The following is a 20,197-nucleotide window of genomic DNA, read 5'->3' on the forward strand; positions in this document are numbered from 1 at the left end:
ATCCTCTAATTATTTTTTAGAACGGCGACGTACGATATATTTATCAGTACGTTTGTTGCTACGGGTCTTCTTACCTTTGGTCTGGATTCCCCATGGAGTTACAGGGTGTTTACCAAAGTTACGACCTTCACCACCACCATGTGGATGGTCTACTGGGTTCATCGCCGTACCACGAACGGTAGGACGAATACCACGCCAGCGGCTTGCACCGGCTTTACCCAGAACGCGCAACATATGTTCTGCGTTACCAACTTCGCCTAAAGTAGCGCGGCAGTCGGACAATACTTTACGCATTTCACCAGAACGCAGACGCAAAGTTACATAAGAACCATCACGTGCAACAATCTGAGCATAAGCACCTGCTGAACGAGCCAGCTGACCACCTTTACCTGGTTTCATTTCTATGTTGTGAACAGTAGAACCAACCGGGATATTGCGCATTGGCAGAGCATTACCAGCCTTAATTGCTGAATCAGCACCGGACTGAATTTGATCACCCGCTTTCAGGCCTTTAGGCGCAAGGATATAACGACGCTCACCGTCTTTATATAGAACCAGCGCGATATTCGCTGAACGGTTTGGATCATATTCCAGACGTTCAACAACAGCAGGGATACCGTCTTTATTACGTTTGAAGTCAATCAGACGATAGTGCTGTTTATGGCCGCCACCGATATGACGAGTGGTAATACGACCATTGTTGTTACGACCACCGGTTTTGTTGTTTTTTTCTAACAACGGAGCATAAGGCTTACCCTTATGCAGCTCAGGGTTAACCACTTTAACAACGTGGCGACGGCCCGGAGACGTAGGTTTACATTTAACAATTGCCATTGTTTTTACTCCTCCGACTTACTCAGCGCCGCCAACGAAGTCCAGATTCTGGCCTTCTTTCAGGGTGACGTAAGCTTTTTTCCAGTCGCTACGACGACCAATACGCTGACCGTGGCGTTTCACTTTACCTTTAGCCAGCAAAGTGTTTACACCTTCAACTTCAACTTCAAACAGTTTCTGTACGGCAGCTTTGATCTCTGCTTTAGTCGCGTCTTTCGCAACTTTGAGAACGATGGTGTTGGTTTTTTCCATCGCTGTAGAAGCTTTTTCAGATACGTGCGGCGCGCGCAGTACTTTCAGCAGACGTTCTTCACGGATCATGCCAGCATCTCCTCAACTTGCTTCACAGCTTCAGCAGTCATAACCACTTTGTCGAAGGCGATCAGGCTTACTGGATCGATACCTGCTGTATCACGAACATCAACCTTATACAGGTTACGAGCTGCTAAGAACAAGTTCTCATCAACGTCGCCAGTGACGATCAGCACGTCTTCCAGAGCCATTTCTTTCAATTTCTGTACCAGCAACTTAGTCTTAGGTGCTTCAACAGAGAATTTCTCGACAACGATCAGACGTTCTTGACGTACCAATTCTGACAGGATGCTTTTCAGAGCACCGCGGTACATCTTTTTATTAACTTTTTGACTGTGGTCCTGTGGCTTCGCTGCGAAAGTTACACCACCAGAGCGCCAAATTGGACTCTTAATAGAACCAGAACGCGCACGGCCAGTGCCTTTCTGACGCCATGGTTTTTTACCTGAACCAGAGACTTCAGCACGAGTTTTCTGAGCACGAGTACCTTGACGAGCACCAGCTGCATACGCAACAACTACTTGATGCACAAGCGCTTCATTGAAATCACGCCCGAAGGTAGTTTCGGAAACAGTCAGCGCGCTTTGCGCGTCTTTCATTACCAATTCCATTCCTATCTCCTCGACGTTACGCCTTGACAGCCGGTTTTACGATCAGGTTACTGTTCGTTGCACCTGGAACAGCACCTTTGACCAGCAGCAGGTTACGCTCAGCGTCAACACGTACTACATCTAAGCTCTGAACGGTTACACGCTCATTACCCAGTTGGCCTGCCATTTTCTTGCCTTTAAATACCTTGCCCGGAGTCTGGTTCTGACCGATAGAACCCGGAACACGGTGAGACAAGGAGTTACCATGGGTAGCATCTTGAGTACGGAAGTTCCAGCGCTTAACAGTACCAGCGAAACCTTTACCTTTAGATGTACCAGTAACGTCGACTTTTTTAACGTCAGCGAAAATTTCAACGCTAATACTTTGACCTACCGTAAATTCTGTATCGCCTTCTGATAGACGGAATTCACGCAGGATACGGCCAGCTTCAACACCAGCTTTAGCGAAATGACCTGCTTCAGATTTATTAACACGGTTAGCTTTTTTGCTACCAGTAGTTACCTGAATTGCACTATAACCGTCAGTCTCTTTGCTTTTAACTTGAGTTACACGGTTATTTTCGATTTCGATAACAGTTACAGGAATTGAAACGCCATCTTCAGTGAAGATGCGAGTCATACCCACTTTTTTACCGACTAAACCAATCATTGTTTCAACCTCTCAATCGTTCAATGACCTGATTAACCCAGGCTGATCTGCACGTCTACACCGGCAGCCAGATCCAGACGCATCAGAGCATCAACGGTTTTCTCGGTTGGCTCAACGATGTCAACCAGACGTTTGTGAGTGCGAATTTCGTATTGATCACGCGCATCTTTGTTAACGTGCGGAGAAATCAGAACGGTAAAACGCTCTTTACGAGTCGGCAGCGGGATCGGACCACGAACCTGCGCACCAGTGCGCTTAGCGGTCTCTACGATTTCCGCAGTTGATTGATCAATCAAACGATGATCAAATGCTTTCAGGCGTATACGGATTCTTTGGTTCTGCATGAGACCAGAGCTCCAACTATTTTATAAACGTAAATAATTACTCCTCTCACCCATTTCGATTGACGGGGAAGTGTAATCGTTCAATGTGTAACCCCCATATCGGGAGTATTTTAAATGGTGGCATTCACCACACATTACTGATTATAAATCAGCCCTACTATGTAGGTAATCCCGCGTATTATACGTGAATTTACCCACAAAGCAAGATTAAGGATGAAATCTATTCAAAAAAGAGCTTATTAAAGAGAGAAAGAAGAAGGGAGATAGAAGAAAAGCGCCCTATATACATCAAATTATAGGGCGGCAAAAATATGGCTATTCTTCTTCAGTGAGCTGAGATTGAATATAATTCTGTATTCCAATTCGAGTAATGAGTTCAAGTTGAGTTTCCAGCCAATCTATGTGATTTTCTTCATCAGCAAGTACCTCTATCATCAAATCCCTGCTGACATAATCATGGACTGAATCGGCATATGCGATTGCTTCCCTGAGATCCTTCGCACCACATAACTCTAATTCCAGATCCGATTGTAGCATTTCTCCTACATCTTCTCCGATATTAAGTTTCCCCAAGTCCTGTAGGTTTGGCACACCTTCTAAAAAGAGAATACGCTCAATAAATTTATCAGCGTGCTTCATCTCATCAATAGATTCGTGATATTCGACCTCATTTAAACGCATTAATCCCCAATTTTTAAACATCCGAGCATGAAGAAAGTACTGATTAATAGCGACAAGTTCATTACCAAGAAGTTTGTTCAGATATGCAATTGTTTTTTTATCACCTTTCATAACAAGTTCCTCCGCTTCCAGTTACTATAATGTAGTACTAATTTAGCAGAGTAATTGCAAGTAAATTGTTTTCTATTTAAGCAACATTATTCATTGGAGGCAGTAAGGCTATCTCCTCATTTATTATCTCACGAGCTTGCCGTATACATTTCCCACAATCACTTCCTATAGGAACAAAGTTTCTTAATTCCCTGATAGAACGAACATGTCGCTGATGCACAGCATCACGTATCGTTTTGTCACTTATCGCATTGCAGAGACAGACATACATGGAAGCACTCTTCTAACTATTTATATACTTGATAACTGTTTAGACTAATTAAATAAGCATGCCTAAATAAAAATAATCATGCTTATGCAACAAGCGTTATCGTAGAATAGTAAATAGAAATTAATCTCATTTCAATTATTGTTTTTGTTTGTTTTTAGATCAAAAAAACCACCAATAGCGGCGGCTTAAAATAAAAAAGAGGAGCTTTAGCCCCCCTTTCTTTATAATCTTTTTATAATCAAAGATTAAGAAATTACTTTAGCAACAACACCAGCACCTACAGTACGACCACCTTCACGGATTGCAAAACGCAGACCTTCGTCCATTGCGATTGGTGCAATCAGGGTCACGATCATGTTGATGTTGTCACCTGGCATGACCATCTCTACGCCTTCTGGCAGTTCGATAGTACCGGTTACATCAGTTGTACGGAAGTAGAACTGTGGACGGTAACCTTTGAAGAATGGAGTATGACGGCCACCTTCATCTTTGCTCAGGATATAAACTTCTGATTCGAAAGTTGTGTGTGGCTTGATTGAACCTGGTTTAGCCAATACTTGACCACGTTCGATTTCGTCACGCTTAGTCCCACGCAGCAGAACACCTACGTTCTCACCTGCACGGCCTTCGTCCAGCAGTTTACGGAACATTTCAACGCCGGTACACGTTGTTTTAGTGGTATCTTTGATACCAACGATTTCAACTTCGTCACCCACTTTAACGATACCACGCTCAACACGGCCGGTAACTACTGTACCGCGGCCGGAGATGGAGAAGACGTCTTCGATTGGTAGCAGGAATGGCTTGTCAATGTCACGCTCTGGCTCTGGGATATAAGAATCCAGGGCTTCTGCCAGTTCAATGATTTTCGCTTCCCACTCGGCTTCGCCTTCCAGCGCTTTCAGAGCAGAACCACGGATGATTGGTGTGTCGTCGCCTGGGAAATCGTACTGAGACAGCAGCTCACGGACTTCCATTTCTACCAGTTCCAGCAGCTCTTCGTCATCAACCATGTCACACTTGTTCAGGAACACGATGATGTAAGGAACGCCTACCTGACGACCCAGCAGGATGTGCTCACGAGTCTGTGGCATTGGGCCATCAGTTGCAGCAACGACCAGAATCGCGCCGTCCATCTGCGCAGCACCGGTGATCATGTTTTTCACATAGTCGGCGTGGCCTGGGCAGTCAACGTGTGCGTAGTGGCGAGTAGGGGTATCGTATTCTACGTGAGAAGTAGAGATGGTGATACCACGCGCTTTTTCTTCGGGTGCGTTATCGATCTGGTCGAATGCACGAGCGCTACCGCCGTAGGTTTTTGCCAAAACGGTGGTGATTGCAGCAGTCAGGGTAGTTTTACCGTGGTCAACGTGGCCGATAGTACCAACGTTAACGTGCGGTTTTGAACGTTCAAACTTTTCTTTAGACATTAGGTTGTCCCTCTAAGACACGGAATCGGTGGTTTCACCACATCAACCAAGCAATTGCTTGCGAGATATTTACAGGAAGAAAATCAGGAGATAAGAACATATGAAGTGGTGCTGATAGGCAGATTCGAACTGCCGACCTCACCCTTACCAAGGGTGTGCTCTACCAACTGAGCTATATCAGCACATCTTGGAGCGGGCAGCGGGAATCGAACCCGCATCATCAGCTTGGAAGGCTGAGGTAATAGCCATTATACGATGCCCGCGTGAACTCGGCTACCTGACTTTAATCAGCTGTATCTTGTATCTCAAATGTTTTGTCTGGAGTATAACTCGAGCAGAACACTCAAGATGGAAACTAGTTAATGGTGGTGGGGGAAGGATTCGAACCTTCGAAGTCTGTGACGGCAGATTTACAGTCTGCTCCCTTTGGCCGCTCGGGAACCCCACCTTTCCAAATTTTTAATGGTGCCGGCACCAAGAGTCGAACTCGGGACCTACTGATTACAAGTCAGTTGCTCTACCAACTGAGCTATGCCGGCATCAAGTGCTGCGCATTTTAGGTAGAGTTGGCCCCCGATGCAACAAAAAAATTGTTTTTTTTATTCTTTCGCTCACAAAACAATCGCTTTTGATGATATCGATTATTTTCTCAATAGTTTCAGTTCAAATAATAAGCAAAAAGCTTTACGGCGCAGAAAGCAACAAATGTATTTATTGATCATTTTTGGAAAATTATTTGCGTCACCAAATTCTTTTTTTTGAAAAAATAAAAATTACTGCCAAAAAATAGCCTCGAAATTCGAACATTTTTTAGGATTTTGTATTTACCATCAAAAAAATTACTAAAATCATAAAAAATTCTACGCCTGCGATAACGCAACCGATATGATGAGATTTATTTTTTGTCGGATACGGGTGTTTTCAACAACCTGTCCAACCTGCATAGACAGGCAGATGTTGGCTTATGAATAACAAAGAATCTTTTTTGACAACTCCATATTTACAATTTGATCGTGAACATTGGGCAACATTGCGTGACTCAGTACCTTTAACATTAACAGAAGAAGAGGTGGCTGCTTTAAAAGGGATTAATGAAGAAATCTCAATAGATGAAGTAGTCGAGATTTATCTTCCATTATCACGCCTGCTTAATTTTTATATTAGTTCCAATTTACGGCGACAAGCTGTTCTTGAACAATTTTTAGGAACAGATGAACAAAAAGTTCCTTACGTAATTGGTATCGCAGGTAGTGTTGCGGTTGGAAAAAGCACTACCGCACGCTTATTACAAGCATTATTAAGCCGCTGGCCTGAACATCGCCGTGTTAAATTAGTCACTACAGACGGTTTCTTGCACTCTAATAGTGTGTTAAATGAACGTGGTTTAATGAAAAAAAAGGGATTTCCTGAATCCTATGATATGCGTAACCTGGTAAAATTCGTTGCTGATATAAAATCAGGGAGTGAAAAGGTCAGTGCGCCAGTATATTCTCATCTGAGCTATGATATTGTTCCCAATGAACAAATTATTATAGAAAGGCCTGACATTCTGATCCTAGAAGGCTTAAACGTTCTACAAAGTGGCATGGATTATCCACACGAGCCACACCATGTATTTGTTTCTGATTTTGTTGATTTTTCCATTTATGTCGATGCATCAGATAAATTACTCGAACAATGGTATATCAGCCGTTTTCTTAAGTTTCGGCAAGGTGCTTTTTCCGATCCGGATTCTTATTTTCACGACTATTCTAAGCTGACTACAGAAGAAGCTATAAAAATCGCATCAAATATTTGGCGGGAAATTAATGGATTAAACTTACAGCAAAATATTTTACCAACTAGAGAACGTGCTAGCTTGATTATGACAAAAGGAACCAATCATTCGATTGAAAGCGTCAGGCTAAGGAAATAAAATAAACAGCCGGAAACATTTCCGGCTTTCCCCTTCAACAACCCCTCAAAGAAATTTCACCACCCATATAAGATGTAATAACACCATTAATATCAAGCAATAGTGCCCCTTGTTGATCAATTCCACGGGCAACACCAAAAATTTCCTGTTCGCCAATAATTAATTTCACAGGGCGATTAATAAAATTATCTAATTTAAGCCATCGATGGATAAAAGAAGATAACCCTTCTTTTTCAAATTGGAGCAGTGCTTCTTTTAGCTCAACAATGATTTCCGAAATCAATTTGTTCCGCTCAACCACCATTCCCGCCTGCTGTAAATTAGTCCACCGCTGGTTAATTAATTTCTGTTGTTCACTACTCATCGAGATATTCATACCTATCCCAATAACAATATGAGCTGCATCTCCCGTTCTTCCGGTTAATTCAACTAATATTCCCGCTAATTTTTTATCATCTAAATATAGATCATTTGGCCATTTTACTTTTACTCTTTCGGCTCCCTGACGGTTAAGAACTTCTGCGATGACTATTCCAACTATCAGACTTGAACCAATTGCAGCCGATGGCCCTTGTTCTAATCGCCAATACATCGACAAATATAAATTTCGGCCAAACGCAGAAACCCACTGCCTACCACGACGTCCTCTACCTGCATACTGATATTCTGCAACACAAGAATCTCCTGAATTCAATTTGGCTAATTTCTCCAACAAATATTGATTTGTAGAATCAATAACAGGTATAACTTCAAGATGAGCATTTGGAAGATAATTATCAATGATTTCTTTATCAAGAAGATTCATAGGAGCAGGAAAACGATATCCTTTACCTGGAAGTGTTAAAATTTCTACTCCCCATTCACGGATAGTCTGTATATGTTTATTGATTCCTGCGCGACTCATGCCCAATTCCTGGCCAAGTTGCTGTCCTGAATGAGTCTCACCATCAGACAATATTTTAATTAATTTTAACGGAATACTAATATCTTTCATGAAATACACTCCACTGCGTCTATCTCCCCATTACTACCAATGAAGCGAACCTCGGGTTCTAAGAAGATATTAAATTTTTCCGCTACCCTGTTCCGCACATAAGCAGCCAAAGTAATAATATCTTTCCCCGTTGCATTTCCTTTATTAATTAGTACCAATGCTTGCTGCGTATGCACTGCAGCATCACCAATAGAATAGCCTTTCAAGTTACATTGATCGATTAGCCAACCCGCAGCAGTTTTTACGCTATTTTCATTATGGTGATATTGGGGGCAATGTGGATACTGAGATTTAATTTTTTGTGCTAACCCGACGGATATGATTGGGTTTTTGAAGAAACTTCCTGCATTTCCCATTATTGCAGGATCTGGTAATTTACTCTGGCGCATTTCACACACAGCATAAAATATTTGTTCTGGTGTAACATCTTCTCGTGAGAATTGAGCTAAACTACCATAAGTCAATATTGGTTCCCACGCTTTATTCAAATTCAGTCCCACAGCTGTAATAGCATAACCATCCTTATATTGATGTTTGAAAATGCTGTCTCTGTATGCAAATTCACACTCATTTTTCATAAGGCGAGTAGAGTTACCTGTTTTCAATTCAATAAAATCGACATACTCACAGACATGCTTAAACTCAATCCCATATGCCCCGATATTTTGAATAGGGGCAGAGCCTACATTTCCAGGTATTAAAGCTAAATTTTCCAAGCCATAAACCTGTTGCTTGAGTAAATAGGTGATCAGCTCATGCCAATTTTCACCTGCACCAACGTGTATATGCCATGCTGTGTCCGATTCTTGTATATTGATACCAAGAATACGATTTAGAAGCACAGTACCTTTAAAATTTTCAGTGAATAGGACATTACTTCCTCCTCCCAGCAATAAAATAGGTTGGTCTTTACCCTGTGCTTTTTGCCATAAAGATAAGAGTGATTCAATAGTGGTTGCTGTGGCGATATGATCAGCACAAGCTGAAATGCCAAATGTGTTGAACGCTTTTAGTTCAGTAGGTTGACGGGCAGACATTCACTTCAAGCTCAATAGATAATTTAGTCGTAGTCTATCAGACTCTACATTTGAAAGATAAGACCACAGTCAACCAATATTTATATCTTATTGAAAATATTAAATAATTAGAAATGCAAAAGGCCACTCATTTGAGTGGCCTTTTGACTATATTAAAGCTTGGCAGTTCCCTACTCTCGCATGGGGAGACCCCACACTACCATCGGCGCTACGGCGTTTCACTGCTGAGTTCGGCATGGGGTCAGGTGGGACCGCCGCGCTATTGCCGCCAAGCAAATTCTGTTTTATTTGCCGAACATATTATTCATGGTGCTGATACCCAGATTCGAACTGGGGACCTCACCCTTACCAAGGGTGTGCTCTACCAACTGAGCCATATCAGCAAATGCTAAAATAAAAAGCGCTGCCTTTTGTGCCGGCAACGGCTGTTAACTAATTGTCTGGCAGTGCCCTACTCTCACATGGGGAGACCCCACACTACCATCGGCGCAACGGCGTTTCACTGCTGAGTTCGGCATGGGATCAGGTGGGACCACCGCGCTCTTGCCGCCAGACAAATCCTGTTTTCAATCCCGAACAAGCTGCTTCTTGTCATCTGAACCCCGTCTTCTCTCTCAACAACCCGCCAAAACACCTTCGGTGTTGTCAGGTTAAGCCGCACGGTTCATTAGTACCGGTTAGCTCAACGTATCGCTACGCTTACACACCCGGCCTATCCACGTCCTCGTCTCGAACGTTCCTTCAGTGTCCTCAAGGGACAAGGGAAGACTCATCTCAAGGCAAGTTTCCCGCTTAGATGCTTTCAGCGGTTATCTTTTCCGCACGTAGCTACCGGGCAATGCCATTGGCATGACAACCCGAACACCAGTGGTGCGTCCACTCCGGTCCTCTCGTACTAGGAGCAGCCCCTTTCAATCTTCCAACGCCCACGGCAGATAGGGACCGAACTGTCTCACGACGTTCTAAACCCAGCTCGCGTACCACTTTAAACGGCGAACAGCCGTACCCTTGGGACCTACTTCAGCCCCAGGATGTGATGAGCCGACATCGAGGTGCCAAACACCGCCGTCGATATGAACTCTTGGGCGGTATCAGCCTGTTATCCCCGGAGTACCTTTTATCCGTTGAGCGATGGCCCTTCCATACAGAACCACCGGATCACTAAGACCTACTTTCGTACCTGCTCGAGCTGTCACTCTCGCAGTCAAGCTAGCTTATGCCTTTGCACTAACCTCACGATGTCCGACCGTGATTAGCTAACCTTCGTGCTCCTCCGTTACGCTTTGGGAGGAGACCGCCCCAGTCAAACTACCCACCAGACACTGTCCGCGACCCGGATAACGGGCCGGCGTTAGAACATCAAACATTCAAGGGTGGTATTTCAAGGATGGCTCCGTGCAGACTGGCGTCCGCACTTCACAGCCTCCCACCTATCCTACACATCAAGGCTCAAGGTTCAGTGTCAAGCTATAGTAAAGGTTCACGGGGTCTTTCCGTCTTGCCGCGGGTACACTGCATCTTCACAGCGAGTTCAATTTCACTGAGTCTCGGGTGGAGACAGCCTGGCCATCATTACGCCATTCGTGCAGGTCGGAACTTACCCGACAAGGAATTTCGCTACCTTAGGACCGTTATAGTTACGGCCGCCGTTTACTGGGGCTTCGATCAAGAGCGTCTCCCGGAGGATAACCCCATCAATTAACCTTCCAGCACCGGGCAGGCGTCACACCGTATACGTCCACTTTCGTGTTTGCACAGTGCTGTGTTTTTATTAAACAGTTGCAGCCAGCTGGTATCTGCGACTGGCCTCGGCTCCGGGCGCGTGTCCCTTCACCTACCGCCAGCGTGCCTTCTCCCGAAGTTACGGCACCATTTTGCCTAGTTCCTTCACCCGAGTTCTCTCAAGCGCCTGAGTATTCTCTACCTGACCACCTGTGTCGGTTTGGGGTACGATTCTGTGTGACCTGATGCTTAGAGGCTTTTCCTGGAAGCAGGGCATCAACCACTTCGGCACCGTAGTGCCTCGTTATCACGCCTCAGTGTTATCAGCGGTCCGGATTTACCAAAACCGCCCACCTACACGCTTTCACCGGGACGACCGTCGCCCGGCTGGCCTAGCCTTCTCCGTCCCCCCTTCGCAGTCACACCGAGTACAGGAATATTAACCTGTTTCCCATCGACTACGCCTGTCGGCCTCGCCTTAGGGGTCGACTCACCCTGCCCCGATTAACGTTGGACAGGAACCCTTGGTCTTCCGGCGAGCGGGTTTTTCACCCGCTTTATCGTTACTTATGTCAGCATTCGCACTTCTGATACCTCCAGCAAACCTCACGGTTCACCTTCGACGGCTTACAGAACGCTCCCCTACCCAACAACATTGACATGTTGCTGCCGCAGCTTCGGTGCATGGTTTAGCCCCGTTACATCTTCCGCGCAGGCCGACTCGACCAGTGAGCTATTACGCTTTCTTTAAATGGTGGCTGCTTCTAAGCCAACATCCTGGCTGTCTGAGCCTTCCCACTTCGTTTCCCACTTAACCATGACTTGGGGACCTTAGCTGGCGGTCTGGGTTGTTTCCCTCTTCACGACGGACGTTAGCACCCGCCGTGTGTCTCCCGTGATAACATTCTTCGGTATTCGCAGTTTGCATCGGGTTGGTAAGTCGGGATGACCCCCTAGCCGAAACAGTGCTCTACCCCCGAAGATGAGTTCACGAGGCGCTACCTAAATAGCTTTCGGGGAGAACCAGCTATCTCCCGGTTTGATTGGCCTTTCACCCCCAGCCACAAGTCATCCGCTAATTTTTCAACATTAGTCGGTTCGGTCCTCCAGTTAGTGTTACCCAACCTTCAACCTGCCCATGGCTAGCTCACCGGGTTTCGGGTCTATACCCTGCAACTTAACGCCCAGTTAAGACTCGGTTTCCCTGCGGCTCCCCTAAACGGTTAACCTTGCTACAGAATATAAGTCGCTGACCCATTATACAAAAGGTACGCAGTCACCCTGATAAATCAAGGCTCCCACTGCTTGTACGTACACGGTTTCAGGTTCTGTTTCACTCCCCTCGCCGGGGTTCTTTTCGCCTTTCCCTCACGGTACTGGTTCACTATCGGTCAGTCAGGAGTATTTAGCCTTGGAGGATGGTCCCCCCATGTTCAGACAGGATACCACGTGTCCCGCCCTACTCATCGAACTCACGGCCTGGGCATCTTCGTGTACGGGGCTATCACCCTTTACTGCGCGCCTTTCCAGGCGCTTCCACTGATGCACGGGCCGATGCTGGTTCTGGGCTGTTCCCCGTTCGCTCGCCGCTACTGGGGGAATCTCGGTTGATTTCTTTTCCTCGGGGTACTGAGATGTTTCAGTTCCCCCGGTTCGCTTCCTGCCCCTATGAATTCAGGGCAGGATAGTGCAACGGATTGCACTGGGTTTCCCCATTCGGACATCGCCGGCTATAACGGGTCATATCCCCTTACCGGCGCTTTTCGCAGATTAGCACGTCCTTCATCGCCTCTGACTGCCTAGGCATCCACCGTGTACGCTTATTCGCTTAACCTCACAACCCGAAGGTGTCTTCGGATGGAGTTTTTGAGAGATTCACCCGTGATTTCATGTAAAATCACGGGCCGTTTCAAATTTTCAGCTTGTTCCAGATTGTTAAAGAGCAAATATTGCTAAACCGGCTCGCAAGCCGCGCTTAACAATACCGTTGGCACCGCCTTTCACCCAGGGCCTGAGCAATGTGGCGTCCCCTAGGGGATTCGAACCCCTGTTACCGCCGTGAAAGGGCGGTGTCCTAGGCCTCTAGACGAAGGGGACATCAAGTCTTCTTCGCAGACGCTGCTCATTCTTCATTTCATCAGACAATCTGTGTGAGCACTTCACAATACTGCGCTCGTTTGGTAAGGAGGTGATCCAACCGCAGGTTCCCCTACGGTTACCTTGTTACGACTTCACCCCAGTCATGAATCACAAAGTGGTCAGCGCCCTCCCGAAGGTTAAGCTACCGACTTCTTTTGCAACCCACTCCCATGGTGTGACGGGCGGTGTGTACAAGGCCCGGGAACGTATTCACCGTAGCATTCTGATCTACGATTACTAGCGATTCCGACTTCATGGAGTCGAGTTGCAGACTCCAATCCGGACTACGACAGACTTTATGAGTTCCGCTTGCTCTCGCGAGGTCGCTTCTCTTTGTATCTGCCATTGTAGCACGTGTGTAGCCCTACTCGTAAGGGCCATGATGACTTGACGTCATCCCCACCTTCCTCCGGTTTATCACCGGCAGTCTCCCTTGAGTTCCCACCATCACGTGCTGGCAACAAAGGATAAGGGTTGCGCTCGTTGCGGGACTTAACCCAACATTTCACAACACGAGCTGACGACAGCCATGCAGCACCTGTCTCAGCGTTCCCGAAGGCACTCCTCTATCTCTAAAGGATTCGCTGGATGTCAAGAGTAGGTAAGGTTCTTCGCGTTGCATCGAATTAAACCACATGCTCCACCGCTTGTGCGGGCCCCCGTCAATTCATTTGAGTTTTAACCTTGCGGCCGTACTCCCCAGGCGGTCGATTTAACGCGTTAGCTCCGGAAGCCACGCCTCAAGGGCACAACCTCCAAATCGACATCGTTTACAGCGTGGACTACCAGGGTATCTAATCCTGTTTGCTCCCCACGCTTTCGCACCTGAGCGTCAGTCTTCGTCCAGGGGGCCGCCTTCGCCACCGATATTCCTCCACATCTCTACGCATTTCACCGCTACACGTGGAATTCTACCCCCCTCTACGAGACTCTAGCCAACCAGTCTTAGATGCCGTTCCCGGGTTAAGCCCGGGGATTTCACATCTAACTTAATTGACCGCCTGCGTGCGCTTTACGCCCAGTAATTCCGATTAACGCTTGCACCCTCCGTATTACCGCGGCTGCTGGCACGGAGTTAGCCGGTGCTTCTTCTGCGGGTAACGTCAATCGTAAGCCGTATTAACGCTTACGCCTTCCTCCCCGCTGAAAGTACTTTACAACCCGAAGGCCTTCTTCATACACGCGGCATGGCTGCATCAGGCTTGCGCCCATTGTGCAATATTCCCCACTGCTGCCTCCCGTAGGAGTCTGGGCCGTGTCTCAGTCCCAGTGTGGCTGGTCATCCTCTCAGACCAGCTAGGGATCGTCGCCTAGGTGGGCCATTACCCCGCCTACTAGCTAATCCCATCTGGGTTCATCCGATGGCGTGAGGCCCGAAGGTCCCCCACTTTGCTCAAAAGAGGTCATGCGGTATTAGCCACCGTTTCCAGTGGTTATCCCCCTCCATCGGGCAGATCCCCAGACATTACTCACCCGTCCGCCGCTCGCCGGCAAAGAAGCACGCTTCTTCCCGCTGCCGCTCGACTTGCATGTGTTAGGCCTGCCGCCAGCGTTCAATCTGAGCCATGATCAAACTCTTCAATTAAAGTGTTTGATGCTCAAAGAATTATCCTGTTAGTTCGTAATGAATTAACTGTTGTTCACTCTTCAAGACTTGGTAATCTTTTTCGCCTTGCGGCGTGAGATACAGTCCTGCGAGTGCCCACACAGATTGTCTGATTAACTTGTTAAAGAGCGGGGCAACCGGGAAGTGGCTTCCGGGTTGCGAGGCTGCGTATCTTACGCTTTTTGCCTCCGGAGTCAAGCGTTTATTTTCGCTCTTTTCCGACTTCCCGCCGCGGCCTGTCTCAGCGCATCGTCGGTCAGTGGTGGCGCATTATAGGGTGTTTTCCGCCGCTGACAAGAGTTTTTTTCAAAAAAATTACCGACAGCTGATTATTACGGCAAATCTCACTTAAATTGGTAGTTTTTTCAGCACAGGGAAGCCATATTCACGTAAAACGGGACGCAAAGCTTCACTATTTGCTTCTATTTTTGTGCAATAAGCCAAGTTATTTTCAGTTGTTAAAAACAAATCACCCTTATTTTTAACCAACCATGCCGTTCGGCGAGCAATTGCAACCCCTGAATCAACTAATCTTGTTCCAGCGGGTAAAATTTGCGAGAGTTCTTCTGCTAACAGGGGAAAATGAGTGCAACCCAAAATAACAGTATCCGGTGGTTCTTTCATTCTCAGCCATGGCTTCAATATTTTTTCCAACTCTTCTAGTGGAACATCATTGCCATGCAATTTCCTCTCAGCCAATTCTACCAATTCAGCAGATCCTATTGAATGTACCTGACAATCTGTAGCGAATCGGGTAATTAATTCTTTGGTATAGTCACGATTCACTGTAGCACGTGTCGCCAATAAGCCCACAATACGGTTACAACTCAGTTTTGCCGCTGGTTTGATTGCAGGAACAACACCAACAACAGGAAAGGGAAAGCGTTCGCGTAAAGTGGGTAAACTGACTGTACTGGCAGTATTACAAGCGATAACAACAACTGCCAAAGGATGTTTTTTTTGAATAATATCAACAATATGAACAACCCTTTCGATAATCACTTCAGCTGTTTTTTCGCCGTAAGGAAATGCTTCATTGTCGAAAGCATATATATAGTGGAGCTCCGGCAATACCTGTAGGACCTCTTGATAGACAGATAAACCACCCACTCCGGAATCAAAAACCAGAATCGTTGGACGGGCGGTCTTATTTAAATCAGAAGTTGTAGCTGCCGGTGAGGTAGTATTCTCTTCCTGGAGTGCGATAGCCATAGGCTGTCTCATAATTTTTATCAAACAGATTAGCTATTTTAGCACGAATTATAAGGTGGTCAGTGATTGGATATGAGGCGTTGATGTCCCATAGACTTACACCTGCCAATTTCACTGTTTTCGGAGGGAACACACTATAATCTTGGTCATAACGCTTACCAATATATTGATAAGTTATCCCCCAATCAACATTGAAAGTTTCCCAGTCTAATTGGTATTTAACTTGCTGTTTAGCTCTGCGAGTTAATTGCTGGTCATTGCCATCACGCGGATCAACATACTGTAATGTGAGTTGATGTTGGAATATGCCAGTATCTATTGTTCCCGTCCACTCAACACCTTTTATTTTAGCCTTACCAATATTTTCATAACGGTCATTGGTAAAATTTATCAACTGTTCAATTTCATTATGATAAACAGACAAACGCCAATTCAGTGGACCTGTCAATCCTTCAATACCACCTTCCCATTGTTTACTTTTTTCTGGTTTAAGGCTTTCATTGCCCCATTGGCTATAAAGTTGGCTCAAAGTCGGAGCTTTGAACGCTGTTCCATAGGCAACGATGAAACGATAACCATCAAGGAATTCCCAGCTCGCTCCAGTTTGCCATGTTGTATTCCAATCATATTCAGAATGATTATCTGAACGCACTGCACCTTCCAATGTGAAATCATGAATTCTTTGCTGTGCCGTTAAGTACAATCCTGTGTTATCGACATCTTTTTGGACGGGGATACTATTGGAACCTGCGGCAACCGATTCCCGCTTCCAATCCACGCCACTACTGATCGCTCTATGGCCTACTTGCCATAAGTTTCCCCACTGAACATTGTATTGTTTGGAATCACTCAGGCTGGTCGCTTTACCATAACGTCCATAGTCAGGAGCATGGTTGTAATCTTTTACATGGCTGTAACTGGCAATTAGTTGTGAAGAATAAATACCTTGGTTAAATTGAATTCCAGCATCATAAGTACGGCTGAATAATTCGCGAGTATCGGTATCGCCGATACTCCATGCATCATAAGCTATCCGGTTATTAAACCCATAGGTTCGAGCAAATCCACTAACTTGCTCATTTATTTTATGATCTATTTCCAGCCACAGCATTTTACTCATAAAGCCATCACGATCCGGCTGACGATACCCTCCTGTTTTACCATCAACAATCACATCAAACCCTTTGGTATAGGTATAGCCTGCCGCCGCTGTTAATAAGGTATCCTCACTGAGTTTTTGCTGGGTTGAACCGTTATAGTTCTGATATCCATTCGAACCAATACCGGCATTCAGTGTGGTTCCTCGTTGTTCTCTCTTTGTGATGATATTGATTATACCACCGATGGCATCAGAACCGTATACAGCAGAGCGGGCACCACGGATATATTCTATCCTTTGCACCATTGAGATTGGGATCTGGCTAAAATCAGCCGAACCCGTAATACCAGCCTGATTCAAACGAATACCATCCACCAGCACCAGAGTATGATTTGAGTTTGTGCCACGAACAAATAAGGATGAATGCTGCCCAATGCCACCATTCTGTGCAATATCAACACTCGGTAAACGGCGTAAAACATCGACTAAGCTACTGGATTGCCAATTATCTATATCTTCACGAGTCACTACCGTCATTGGTGCTAACACTGAGGAAATCGGCTGCTTAAAACGATTGGCTGTAACGACTATCGGATCTTGATTATCTGCAACTGCAACATGACTCCAGCCAGAAAACACGGTCACAGACACAACAGAAAAAAGGATATGTTTTTTATTTATCATAAGATTTGTGATGAGAGAATGTGTGGTATCTAACTTTTATGCATCCAATATGCACCTAACTATAAAGGGTCATGCTACGATGAAGATCTTAAGGTGTCCAGAACCCTTCTCCATCAAAAAAAGAAGCTGATAAACCAGAAAACTGGACATCCTTTACGCTTCCCCTACAATGCCGCTCGGAAATTTTTCTTAACGCGACCATACGAGAACCAGATAATGCAGAATGCTTTGCCAACGGAAAATTATGAAAATCAATTGATGGAGAAGGCCCACCGCCTAAAAGGAATGATGGCTCCCTTTAGCGCCCCTGAGCCTGAAGTTTTCCGTTCCCCTGCATCACATTACAGAATGCGGGCAGAGTTCCGTATCTGGCATGAGGAAGATGACCTCTACCACATTATGTTTGATCAGCAGACCAAGCAGCGTATCCGCATCGATCAGTTTCCAGTTGCCAATCAACTCATCAACAGCATGATGCAGGCCATCATTGCGGGTGTAAAAGATAACTCAATATTACGCTACAAACTGTTTCAGATAGATTACCTTTCCACTCGTAGCAACAAAATCATTGTCTCCCTGCTTTACCATAAAAAGCTGGATGATGAGTGGCGTGAACAGGCAATCGTTCTGCGTAGCCAATTAATGGCAAAAGGTTTTGATGTCCAACTTATCGGACGCGCAGCAAAAACCAAAATCATTCTCGATAATGACTATATAGATGAAGAGTTGCCTGTTGCTGGTAACACCATGATTTACCGTCAGGTCGAAAACAGCTTTACACAGCCAAATGCCAGCATCAATATTCATATGCTGGAATGGGCAATTGATATCACCAGAGGCTCCGAAGGCGATCTGCTTGAACTATATTGTGGTAATGGCAATTTCTCTCTGGCACTGGCACAGAACTTTGAGCGCGTATTGGCAACGGAAATTGCCAAGCCTTCAGTTGCTGCCGCACAATTTAATATCGCCGCCAATCAGATTGATAATGTACAAATTATCCGTATGTCAGCGGAAGAATTTACGCAAGCGATGAATGGTGAGCGGGAATTTAATCGACTGCAAGGAATTGATTTAAAAAGTTATCAATGTGAAACCATCTTTGTTGATCCTCCGCGCAGTGGATTGGATGAGGAAACCGTCAAAATGGTTCAAGCGTACCCACGTATCCTTTATATTTCCTGCAATCCAGAAACGCTCTGCCAAAACCTAGAAACACTGACACAAACTCACCATGTCAGCAAACTGGCACTTTTTGATCAATTCCCTTATACCCACCATATGGAATGTGGTGTACTGCTAGAAAAAAGATCTTAACCGTCATCGGACTGAGCAAAAAACAAAAACGCCACAGAGCTATTCTTGTGGCGTTTTTATTGAACCGTTCAGTCAGAAACTGTCAGCTTTGGCTTTCTGACGTCAGTATCGCCTGCTGTTTACGCCCTTTCACCTTTAGGTAAATCCAGAATACCAGTGCAGTACCAATGACAACAGGAAAGAAATTAGAGCCAATTTCCGGATATTCCATCCGAATAAATGCGCTGTACATGAACATTCCTAAAAAGAAACATCCTATTGTTAGTTTTGGTAATCCTTCAGCCATTGGATAATTCAAATAACGTTGATGGAGACAATACAGAGAAAGTACCAGTGCAATAATTGGAAAAATGGAAAAAGAAATATAAGAATTGAAAAATGTTGAGAAAGTTCCGTGTGTTGCCAGACCAACGATAAGAGCCAGCAACATTGTGCTTTTATCTTGGCGGTATTGTTCCATCGTATTATTCTCCTTTTATTATTCAGAAGGTTTAGGGATCGTTTTTAGGGACAGTGTTTTTTTCTTGCTCACGACGATACCAATAATAAGCGCCTTTGGAAATCATGCGGAGTTGTAAAACTAAACGTTCTTCGAGACGGCATCTTTTCTCCTCATCAATATCCAACGCTTCTGCGCCTGCGCTGAATACAATGGTTACCATCGCCTCGGCTTGTATTTCAGTAAAATGACGTGGCATATGACTCGCTTGCTCGAGGTAGTCTGCCAGTTCAGCAATAAAATGTTGGATTTCTCGTGCTACGGCCGCACGAAATTCAGCCGATGTGCCAGAACGTTCACGCAACAGCAGGCGGAATGCATTAGGGTTGTTGCCGATGAATTCCATAAACGTTGAGACAGACGTTCGGATGACACTGCCACCCTTTGCAATACGCTGGCGAGCCTGACGCATCAATTGGCGTAACATCAAACCACTTTCGTCCACCATCGTCAGCCCTAACTCATCTACATCCCGAAAATGACGATAGAAAGAAGTCGGGGCAATACCCGCTTCCCGAGCCACTTCCCGCAGACTCAAGCTAGTGAAACTGCGTTCAGCACTAAGTTGACTGAATGCCGCCTCAATCAGGGAGCGACGGGTTTTTTCTTTCTGTTTTGCTCTGATGCCAGTTACGTTACTCACAACAATCCTGATCTGTCTCAACTCGATAATGGGGCAAATATAACAGATTCTGCTTAGTTTGCTGTGATTGTTCTCTTAAAGATATTA

Annotated in this window: 16 protein-coding genes, 6 tRNA genes and 4 rRNA genes; 2 read left to right on the plus strand and 24 right to left on the minus strand. The window is 45.4% G+C overall.

The features are described from left to right. Positions 1-9 precede the first annotated feature (9 nt). The 12 genes from rplB to AC5JQI_RS18350 all read right to left on the minus strand — a co-directional run bounded on the left by rplB (position 10) and on the right by AC5JQI_RS18350 (position 5,782). Entirely contained in the window at positions 10-834 is an 825-nt protein-coding gene (gene rplB / locus AC5JQI_RS18295) for a 50S ribosomal protein L2 (RefSeq protein WP_092553298.1), read from the minus strand. Positions 835-852: 18 nt separating this feature from the next. Continuing rightward, the gene (gene rplW / locus AC5JQI_RS18300; RefSeq protein ID WP_237387672.1) at positions 853-1,155 is read right to left on the minus strand and encodes a 50S ribosomal protein L23; all 303 of its coding nucleotides are present in this window, start codon (positions 1,153-1,155) and stop codon (positions 853-855) included. Continuing rightward, on the minus strand, positions 1,152-1,757 hold the full coding sequence (rplD, locus tag AC5JQI_RS18305; RefSeq protein WP_237387673.1) for a 50S ribosomal protein L4: 606 nt from the start codon (positions 1,755-1,757) through the stop codon (positions 1,152-1,154). Before rplD ends, rplW begins: the two co-directional genes overlap by 4 nt. A gap of 16 nt (positions 1,758-1,773) precedes the next feature. Next, positions 1,774-2,406: a 50S ribosomal protein L3 gene (gene rplC, locus AC5JQI_RS18310; RefSeq protein ID WP_323855493.1), complete on the minus strand. Its 633-nt coding sequence runs from the start codon at positions 2,404-2,406 to the stop codon at positions 1,774-1,776. Between the two features lie 32 nt (positions 2,407-2,438). Beyond that, positions 2,439-2,750, minus strand: a complete 312-nt coding sequence (rpsJ, locus tag AC5JQI_RS18315; RefSeq protein WP_001181005.1) for a 30S ribosomal protein S10 — start codon at positions 2,748-2,750, stop codon at positions 2,439-2,441. 315 nt (positions 2,751-3,065) lie between these two features. Continuing rightward, positions 3,066-3,542 (minus strand): bacterioferritin, encoded by a 477-nt coding sequence (gene bfr / locus AC5JQI_RS18320; RefSeq protein WP_493913182.1) that lies wholly within the window; start codon positions 3,540-3,542, stop codon positions 3,066-3,068. 76 nt (positions 3,543-3,618) lie between these two features. Continuing rightward, a complete protein-coding gene (gene bfd, locus AC5JQI_RS18325; RefSeq protein WP_493913183.1) occupies positions 3,619-3,813 on the minus strand; it encodes a bacterioferritin-associated ferredoxin in 195 nt (64 codons plus the stop codon). 245 nt (positions 3,814-4,058) lie between these two features. Then, positions 4,059-5,243 carry an elongation factor Tu gene (gene tuf, locus AC5JQI_RS18330; RefSeq protein WP_493913184.1) on the minus strand — a complete coding sequence of 395 codons (1,185 nt, stop codon included), beginning with the start codon at positions 5,241-5,243 and terminating at the stop codon, positions 4,059-4,061. Between the two features lie 106 nt (positions 5,244-5,349). Beyond that, a tRNA-Thr gene (locus AC5JQI_RS18335) sits at positions 5,350-5,425 on the minus strand. Between the two features lie 6 nt (positions 5,426-5,431). Then, positions 5,432-5,506 (minus strand) — tRNA-Gly (locus AC5JQI_RS18340). A gap of 100 nt (positions 5,507-5,606) precedes the next feature. Next, positions 5,607-5,691, minus strand: a tRNA-Tyr gene (locus AC5JQI_RS18345). 15 nt (positions 5,692-5,706) lie between these two features. Then, positions 5,707-5,782, minus strand: a tRNA-Thr gene (locus AC5JQI_RS18350). 425 nt (positions 5,783-6,207) lie between these two features. Between AC5JQI_RS18350 and coaA the strand changes: the two genes are divergently transcribed. Next, positions 6,208-7,158 (plus strand): type I pantothenate kinase, encoded by a 951-nt coding sequence (gene coaA, locus AC5JQI_RS18355; protein WP_493913185.1) that lies wholly within the window; start codon positions 6,208-6,210, stop codon positions 7,156-7,158. A 34-nt stretch (positions 7,159-7,192) separates the two neighbouring features. On the opposite strand, the gene birA is transcribed toward coaA, so the two are convergent. The 10 genes from birA to btuB form a co-directional block, all read right to left on the minus strand. Next, the gene (gene birA / locus AC5JQI_RS18360) at positions 7,193-8,152 is read right to left on the minus strand and encodes a bifunctional biotin--[acetyl-CoA-carboxylase] ligase/biotin operon repressor BirA (RefSeq protein WP_493913186.1); all 960 of its coding nucleotides are present in this window, start codon (positions 8,150-8,152) and stop codon (positions 7,193-7,195) included. Next, positions 8,149-9,189, minus strand: coding sequence for a UDP-N-acetylmuramate dehydrogenase (gene murB, locus AC5JQI_RS18365; RefSeq protein WP_493913187.1), 1,041 nt, complete (start codon positions 9,187-9,189; stop codon positions 8,149-8,151). Before murB ends, birA begins: the two co-directional genes overlap by 4 nt. Before the next feature lie 157 nt (positions 9,190-9,346). Continuing rightward, positions 9,347-9,462 (minus strand): 5S ribosomal RNA (gene rrf, locus AC5JQI_RS18370). Positions 9,463-9,496: 34 nt separating this feature from the next. Continuing rightward, positions 9,497-9,572 (minus strand) — tRNA-Thr (locus AC5JQI_RS18375). Between the two features lie 55 nt (positions 9,573-9,627). Beyond that, positions 9,628-9,743: ribosomal RNA gene (rrf, locus tag AC5JQI_RS18380) — 5S ribosomal RNA — on the minus strand. Positions 9,744-9,835: 92 nt separating this feature from the next. Further along, positions 9,836-12,745: ribosomal RNA gene (locus AC5JQI_RS18385) — 23S ribosomal RNA — on the minus strand. 187 nt (positions 12,746-12,932) lie between these two features. Next, a tRNA-Glu gene (locus AC5JQI_RS18390) sits at positions 12,933-13,008 on the minus strand. 84 nt (positions 13,009-13,092) lie between these two features. After that, a 16S ribosomal RNA gene (locus tag AC5JQI_RS18395) occupies positions 13,093-14,635 on the minus strand. Together the 16S, 23S and 5S rRNA genes with 2 tRNA genes alongside form the textbook arrangement of a ribosomal RNA operon. Positions 14,636-15,004: 369 nt before the next feature. Then, on the minus strand, positions 15,005-15,868 hold the full coding sequence (gene murI / locus AC5JQI_RS18400; RefSeq protein WP_493913188.1) for a glutamate racemase: 864 nt from the start codon (positions 15,866-15,868) through the stop codon (positions 15,005-15,007). Beyond that, a complete protein-coding gene (gene btuB / locus AC5JQI_RS18405; RefSeq protein WP_493913189.1) occupies positions 15,813-17,651 on the minus strand; it encodes a TonB-dependent vitamin B12 receptor BtuB in 1,839 nt (612 codons plus the stop codon). Before btuB ends, murI begins: the two co-directional genes overlap by 56 nt. Positions 17,652-17,867: 216 nt before the next feature. Here btuB and trmA point away from each other — a divergent pair, with 216 nt between their 5' ends. Then, positions 17,868-18,968 carry a tRNA (uridine(54)-C5)-methyltransferase TrmA gene (gene trmA / locus AC5JQI_RS18410; RefSeq protein ID WP_493913190.1) on the plus strand — a complete coding sequence of 367 codons (1,101 nt, stop codon included), beginning with the start codon at positions 17,868-17,870 and terminating at the stop codon, positions 18,966-18,968. A gap of 82 nt (positions 18,969-19,050) precedes the next feature. Here the strand turns inward: trmA and AC5JQI_RS18415 are convergent, their stop codons facing one another. Both AC5JQI_RS18415 and fabR read right to left on the minus strand, forming a co-directional pair. Further along, complete coding sequence (locus AC5JQI_RS18415; protein WP_493913191.1) at positions 19,051-19,428, minus strand: YijD family membrane protein; 378 nt, start codon at positions 19,426-19,428, stop codon at positions 19,051-19,053. Between the two features lie 31 nt (positions 19,429-19,459). Then, entirely contained in the window at positions 19,460-20,110 is a 651-nt protein-coding gene (fabR, locus tag AC5JQI_RS18420) for an HTH-type transcriptional repressor FabR (RefSeq protein WP_237386945.1), read from the minus strand. Between the last annotated feature and the right edge of the window lie 87 nt (positions 20,111-20,197).

The organism is Xenorhabdus sp. XBWT (assembly GCF_059072735.1).